Here is a 5,448-nt window from a genome sequence, read left to right on the forward strand (position 1 = left end):
GGACAAAGTACCGGCTGAAGATCGCTGCCGCGCGCGCGCTTGAAGAGATCGGCTATCAGGACCTGAAAGTCTCAGATGTCTGTTCCTATGCCGAAGTCGCACTTGGCACGTTCTATGTATATTTTCGCGACAAGAACGAAATTGCGACGGAGGTCGTTCTCGACTTTGTCGATTATCTCTATGAGAGAGCCCGGCAGGTCGGTGGTGGCAACAACGAATTCGAAGCCATCATGAATACCAATCGCCTCTTTATTTCGGCCTATCAGGCCAATCCTGGGCTGATGCAATGCCATGTGCAACTTCAGAGCCAGCTTCCGGAATTTCGCAAATTGTGGCAGCCCCGCCACCGCAAGTGGATCGAAGGCCTCGCCCGCTCAATTTCACGGCGTGGCAACTACAGCGACACCATGCCGGGTTCGGCAATGACGGTGGCGCGCGCCCTGGAGGGGATGGTGTTCCACTATCTCTATTCCATCATCGTCACCAAAGATTCGGTGATGGAGGAAGACAAGTTCGAGCCAGACGAACTGGCGCTGATGCTGTCGACGCTGTGGTATCGAGCGGTCTACTGCAAGGACCCACCGAACGTGGCGTGACCGCCGGCGAGCCGGCTAGCGCCCGTTTCCGAAATGCGAGATGGTCCGTGTGAACTTCACGCGATCACCCGCAACCTGCCAAAGCTAGCCAGCGTCCACGGGCGCGTGTTGCCTGCAGGTCGACCTGGCAAGGGCGCTGACGATCAGGAGCATATCGTGGATCGAGATTGCGCGCCCCCCCCAGGCTCAGGCGTGGCGATGTGTTTGTGCGCCGCCGGAATGTGCCCCTCAAGGAGGGCTCTGGTTCCCGCTCCGACAGGGCTCGCGGCGTCCGAAAATTACAGCTGTAGTGCAGGACCCTCCAATCGGAAGTGCGCCGGCAATGCTGAAGCTGTTTGGCCGTCCCGAAAACCCCATGGATTGCCGGGCTGTTGATTGATTTTGCAGTAACGCTGGACGAGGCAGTCGGATCGATTTTCGCGAAGCGTGATGGGGCTTTGTTGCTCCCGTAGGCCGGCTTTCGTCATCATCCAGCAGGGCAGAACAACAACCCGATCGCCTTAAAAATGATATTGACTTCATATTCATTTCGACGTTTTCTGTTGTCGATTGATGCAGCGGGTGCGGCAGCGCACCGGTTCCGGGAAGAGTCCGGAACAGCGCCTGGACGTTTGCGAGAGAGGCGGGAACATAGCATGCGAAACGGTGTCGTATATTGTTGGGCGGCGAGGGCTCTTCGCGCCTTTTTTGGCGGGCGGGTGTCGTGACGAGCGGGCGGCTTGCCGGGCGCGTTGCCATTGTCACCGGGGCCGGCCGCGGGCTGGGCCGCTCATATGCGCTTGCGCTGGCGAGTCATGGCGCTGCGGTCGTGGTCAACGATCTGGGCGGCGATCTCAACGGTTTGGGGCGCGATTCGACGCCCGCCCAGGGTGTCGTCGCGGAGATCCTGGCGCAAGGCGGCAAGGCCGTCGTCAGCGGCCACGACGTTGCCGACTGGAGCGAGGCCGCGGCGTTGATCCGGCAGGCCGTGGATACGTTCGGTGACTTGCATGTGCTGGTCAACAATGCGGGGATTTTGCGTGACCGATTGCTTGCCAACATGTCGGAAGAAGAGTGGGACTCGGTCATCCGTGTCCATCTGAAGGGGCATGCAGCGCCGGCACGACACGCGTCGGAATACTGGCGCAACGCTTCGAAAGGCGGTGCCAAGGTGGCGGCCAGCGTGGTGCACACCACGTCGCTCGCCGGATTGATCGGCAATTTTGGCCAGGCGAACTACGCCTCCGCCAAGATGGCGGTCGTCGGTCTGTCGCGTACACTGGCGCTGGAAGGCGCCAAATACGGCGTTCGCTCCAATGCCGTGTCGCCGTCGGCCCGCACGCGGATCGAGCCGTCTTTGCAACCGCCGCCGCAGGATGTTTTCGACGTGTTCGACCCAGACAACGTTTCGCCGCTGATCTGCTGGCTGGCGCTGGAGAACTGTCCGGCGACCGGGCAAGTGTTCCAGGCCTACGGCAATCGGGTCGAGGTCATTGCCCCTAGCGCGATCGAGGTCGACGTTAAAACCGATGGTCGCTGGAGGCTGGAAGATCTGGAGCAGGCGCTGAACCATCGGCTGCCGAAGCTTCCGCGACTGGGTGATTTTGTCGAGGGACTTGCGTGATGTATTCAAGCAATTCTGCTGTCGCAGCCGTTCCGTTGGGCTTGTCGCGGGATTCGGAAGAATTTCGGACGAGCAGTCACCGGCTTGCGCAGTTCGCGCGGTCGGTCAACGACGAAAACCCGAGGCATCTGGCGGGCGAGTTCGCACCGCCGGTTTTCGCACATGTGCCGGTCATGCAGAGCATGGTCGAGGTTCTCGGGAAGTCGACATCGGCATTCGTGCTGCATGGCGAACACGACTTCGTTTTCCACATGCCGATCGTCGCTGGCCAGCGGCTGTTCACCGTCTCAACGCTGATCGGTGCCCGCGGCACGCGTGCCGGGGTGGCACTCGTCATCCGCTCCGAAACAGTCACTCATGACGGCGGAGCAGTCTGCACCCAATACACCACCTGCCTGATCCAGGGCGCTGCGCAGCAAGACTCCCGTGGCGTAAGTGTGCCGCGACGACCGGTGATCGCCAGGGCTGCCGTCTCATCGGCGCTCTATATGCTCGCACCGGACCAGACCCGCCGCTATGCCGATGCCGCGCGCGACTATTCGCCCTATACGATCGACCCGGCGGCGGCGGCCAAGGCGGGCTTTCCCGCACCGCTCGTCCACGGCATGTGCACACTGTCCTTCGCGGCGCGTGCCATCGTCGACCACCACTGCGGTGGCGCCACGTCTCTGCTCAGGCGGCTCGGATGCCGCTTCGCCCATCCGCTGTTTCTGACCTCCGGGCAAACGATCAACGTGGATCACTGGCCGGGCGGCGAGGGGCTGGTCGGCTTCGAGGCAACCGACGCCGAAGGCAATATCGTGATCAAGAACGGGTAYGCACAGGTGTCGTCATGAACAGCACCCCGACCGCATCGACCGAGCGGATGGAACTTGGCGTTGCCAGCCTGTCGCAGCGTCCGGCGAACTGGATTACGCATCAAAACATCGCTCCCGACTGGAGTGCCGTGCCGTACCAGTCGGTGATCGAGATCGTCAGCAAAGGCTGCCTCGAGGACCCGGAGCGGCCGGCGATCATCATCGACGGTGGCCCGGTCATGACGCGGCGCGAATTTCTTGACCGCTGCCAGCGCTTCGCCGGCTATTTGCGCGGCATTGTCACGGCCGGCGACCGTGTCGTCGTCATGCTCGACAACCGCCTCGAATTCATGATCGCGCTGTTCGGCATCGTGGCCAACCGCTGCACACTGGTGTCGATCGCGCCGACCGCCATGCAGTACGATGCCGGGCACATCGTTGCCGACGCGGCGCCGGTCGCGGCGATCGTCGGTAAGCCGCAGTTGCCGATCATCGAGGCAGTACGCGGCAACGCGCCGGGCCTGGAGCACATCATCCTGGTTGACGGCGACGAGCCGCAAGGGCTGTCGGCCTACTCCGCCGAGCCGCTCGATTTCGCAACCGCGCAATGCCAGCGCGAAGACATCATCACCGTCTACTACACCTCTGGCACGACGGGCGCGCCAAAAGGATGCATGCTACACCATGGCTGGTGGCTGCGGGTGATAGACCTCGATCTGCGGCTGTTCCGCCGTGGCTGGCAGGATCGGCAACTCTGCTGCCTACCATTCTATTATGCTGACCCCGCCATCCAGCTTCTCACTTCGCTCGCCTCGCGCGGCACGATGGTGGCGATGCGCCGCTTCTCGGTCTCCAGATTCTGGGAGGTGGTGACGACCTATGACGCCACCGAGATTCTTTCGATCGCTTCGATTCCGGCGCTGCTGATGAAGGGCGAACCCGGCCCGGCCGAACGCAACCACCGCATCCGTCTCGCCATCCATGCAGGCCTGCCGAAAGAACTGCATCAGGAGATGCTGGAGCGGTATGGTTTTCTCTGGCATAATCAGTATGGCAGCACTGAAGGCGGCATCATGAGCCGCGTTCCCAATCATCTTGCTGACGAACTGGTCGGGACCGGCACAATGGGCATCGAGCCGCCCGGCGTGTCCATCCGCCTCGTTGACGACAACGATGTCGATGTGCCCGACGGCGAGGCTGGGGAGTGCCTGATCAGCGGACCTGATCTTTATGCCGGCTACCTCAACCGGCCAGAAACCACCGAAGAAGCTAATCGCGGCGGCTGGTATCATTCCGGCGATGTTGCGCGCCGTGACGACAGGGGGCTGCTCTATTTCGTCGGGCGCAAGAAGGAGATCATCCGGCGTTCGGGCGAGAACATTTCGGCCGCCGAGGTCGAAGGCGTGCTGCGCTCGCATCCCAAGGTGGTCGAAGCTGCGGTGGTGCCGGTGCCCGACCAGCTTCGCGGCGAAGAGGTCAAGGCCTACGTTCACCTGAAGCCCGGCGAGACGCTGCCGCCTGAGGAAATCGTCGCGTTCTGTCGGGCTAACCTCGCCGCGTTCAAGATTCCGCGCTTCATCGAATACCGCGAAACGGACTTCGAGCGGACGCCCTCGATGCGCGTGCAGAAGCAGAGCCTGCTCCAGGCGAAGAGCGACCTGCGCGTCGGCGCTTGGGACCGCGAGACCGGCGGCATGGGGATCTGACCATGCAGATGTCCGGCAATGACCAGGCGGGGGGGACGATGCAATCCTGCGATCTGCTCATCGTACACGGCCACATCCTGTCCATGGACGGCGAGCGTAGAATCTACCCGGACGGTGCGCTCGCCATCCGCGGCAAGCGCATCGCCGCCATCGGGCCGAGCCGCTTGATCGAAAAGCAATGGCGTGCCGCTCGGCGGATCGACGCCCAGGGCGGTACGATCCATCCCGGTTTCATCGATGGGCACTATCACGCCAGCCTGCATCTCACCCGCGGCTCCATCCCCGACAGCCCCAACCCGCCAAAAGAAGAGGGCAGGGGTAGGCCAGGCGTCTTCGCGCGATGGTTGAACGCCGTCACCGACGAGGACGAGTATTCCAGCGCACTGATGGCTTCGGCCGAAATGGCACGCAACGGCTTCACCGGCTTTGTCGATGCCGCGACCAGTTTTTCGCCCGATGCCGTCGCCAGCGCGGCCGAAGCAGTTGGCATCCGCTGCTCGGTATCGGACTGCATGCTGTGGGATCTCGTCGGCGGCGAGCCTATGGCGGCCGACATCAAGCGAGCCCCATGCGACGGCGCCCGCGCACGCCGGGAACTCGGCGGCCAGCTCAAGCGCAACCGTGACAAGGACGGTCTCGTGCGCGGGCATGTCGCGCTCTATGGCAGCGGCAGCGCATCGGAGGAACTGATGCGCGAGGCCAAGGCGCTCGCGGACCGTGAGGGTTCCGTCTACCACCAGCATCAG

Annotated in this window: 5 protein-coding genes; all 5 read left to right on the forward strand. The window is 62.8% G+C overall.

The genetic code is table 11. The features are described 5' to 3' along the window. A partial coding sequence (locus AC1DUU_RS21655) for a TetR/AcrR family transcriptional regulator (RefSeq protein WP_476785450.1) occupies positions 1 to 596 on the forward strand: 596 nt, incomplete at its 5' end. Positions 597 to 1,299: 703 nt separating this feature from the next. Continuing rightward, entirely contained in the window at positions 1,300 to 2,199 is a 900-nt protein-coding gene (locus AC1DUU_RS21660; RefSeq protein WP_476785451.1) for an SDR family NAD(P)-dependent oxidoreductase, read from the forward strand. Continuing rightward, the gene (locus AC1DUU_RS21665; RefSeq protein ID WP_476785452.1) at positions 2,199 to 3,035 is read left to right on the forward strand and encodes a MaoC/PaaZ C-terminal domain-containing protein; all 837 of its coding nucleotides are present in this window, start codon (positions 2,199 to 2,201) and stop codon (positions 3,033 to 3,035) included. Before AC1DUU_RS21660 ends, AC1DUU_RS21665 begins: the two co-directional genes overlap by 1 nt. Next, positions 3,032 to 4,702 carry a class I adenylate-forming enzyme family protein gene (locus tag AC1DUU_RS21670; RefSeq protein ID WP_476785453.1) on the forward strand — a complete coding sequence of 557 codons (1,671 nt, stop codon included), beginning with the start codon at positions 3,032 to 3,034 and terminating at the stop codon, positions 4,700 to 4,702. Before AC1DUU_RS21665 ends, AC1DUU_RS21670 begins: the two co-directional genes overlap by 4 nt. Before the next feature lie 2 nt (positions 4,703 to 4,704). Further along, the coding region (locus AC1DUU_RS21675) for an amidohydrolase family protein (RefSeq protein ID WP_476785454.1) at positions 4,705 to 5,448 on the forward strand (744 nt) is incomplete at its 3' end.

It is taken from the genome of Aminobacter sp. P4_H6_2 (assembly GCF_056400805.1).

Coding starts and splice junctions, on each gene's coding strand:
- AC1DUU_RS21670 (WP_476785453.1), top strand. CDS start 3,032: ATGAACAGCACCCCGACCGCATCGACCGAGCGGATGGAACTTGGCGTT.